At 65.8% G+C, this 1,330-nt stretch carries 2 protein-coding genes; both read left to right on the plus strand.

Annotated features, from left to right (window positions below; translation table 11 throughout):
• Nucleotides 1-999, plus strand: a 999-nt coding sequence (locus QZH66_RS16185; RefSeq protein WP_305806910.1) for a TRAP transporter large permease subunit, incomplete at its 5' end; no start/stop codon positions are given.
• A 66-nt stretch (nt 1,000-1,065) separates the two neighbouring features.
• Nucleotides 1,066-1,200 carry a hypothetical protein gene (locus QZH66_RS16190; protein ID WP_305806911.1) on the plus strand — a complete coding sequence of 45 codons (135 nt, stop codon included), beginning with the start codon at nt 1,066-1,068 and terminating at the stop codon, nt 1,198-1,200.
• Nucleotides 1,201-1,330 lie beyond the last annotated feature (130 nt).

The raw sequence follows: 1,330 nt of genomic DNA on the forward strand, positions 1-1,330 counted from the left end.
ACCGGCGAGGCCGTGACCAGCGTGGCCAAGGACGAGACCATCGTCGTCTCGATGTGCGTCGGCGTGGCGCTGGCCTTCGTGCTCTCGATGCTCAACAAGCTCACCGGCCTGGGCCTGCTCTCGCGCATGGCCGAACGCGTGACCTTCGTGCTGATCCCGCCGCTGCTGCTGATCTTCCTGGTGCTGGGCACCATCTTCCTGGGCGTGGCCACGCCCACCGAGGGCGGCGCCATGGGCGCGCTCGGCGCCTTTGCCATGGCCATGCTGCGCGGGCGCCTGAGCATGTCGCTGCTCAAGCAGGCGCTCAACACCACCACCAAGCTGTCTTGTTTCGTGGTCTTCATCCTGATCGGCTCGACCATCTTCAGCCTGGTGTTCCAGGGCGTGGACGGCCCGCGCTGGGTCGAGCACCTGCTCAGCGGCCTGCCCGGCGGCCAGGTCGGCTTCCTGATCGTGGTGAACATCATGATCTTCTTCCTGGCCTTCTTCCTCGACTTCTTCGAGCTGTCGTTCATCGTCGTGCCGCTGCTCGCGCCAGTGGCCGACAAGCTGGGCATCGACCTGATCTGGTTCGGCGTGCTGCTGGCCGTGAACATGCAGACCTCGTTCATGCACCCGCCGTTCGGCTTCGCGCTGTTCTACCTGCGCAGCGTAGCGCCCGTCGTGGCCTACACCGACAAGGTCACGAAGAAGCTGATCCAGCCGGTGACGACGATGCAGATCTACTGGGGCGCCGTGCCCTTCGTGCTGATCCAGATCGTCATGGTCGGGATGATCATCACCTTCCCGGGCATCGTCTCCAGCGGCCTGGACAAGCCCGAGGTCTACGACATGGACAAGATCCGCCTGCAGATGGAGACCGAGATGCAGAACTCCGACCTGCCCGAGCTGCACATGCCGGAAGAGGGCACGGCGCCCGAGCCGGGCGCAGCCAGCCCCGACGCGCACGACCCGCTCAAGGACATGCAGGACGCCGTGGAAGGCGAGAAGAAAAAATAAGCGCGGCGCCCGCCGCCCCCAGCCCCGCTCCGGCGGGGCTTTTTTNGCCTGCAGATGGAGACCGAGATGCAGAACTCCGACCTGCCCGAGCTGCACATGCCGGAAGAGGGCACGGCGCCCGAGCCGGGCGCAGCCAGCCCCGACGCGCACGACCCGCTCAAGGACATGCAGGACGCCGTGGAAGGCGAGAAGAAAAAATAAGCGCGGCGCCCGCCGCCCCCAGCCCCGCTCCGGCGGGGCTTTTTTATGTCTTTCAGGGCCTCTAGCCCTTGCCCAGCAGGCGCTTGAAGCCATCAAAACAAAAGCAGCCATGGGCCACGGCGCGCCGGCT

Origin of the sequence: Stenotrophomonas sp. YIM B06876, assembly GCF_030711595.1 — a bacterium.
In the GTDB taxonomy this organism is placed as follows: domain Bacteria; phylum Pseudomonadota; class Gammaproteobacteria; order Xanthomonadales; family Xanthomonadaceae; genus Stenotrophomonas.

Bases quoted from the DNA above. Each gene is read 5' to 3' on its own strand.
- QZH66_RS16190 (WP_305806911.1), top strand. From the start codon at position 1,066: ATGCAGAACTCCGACCTGCCCGAGCTGCACATGCCGGAAGAGGGCACG.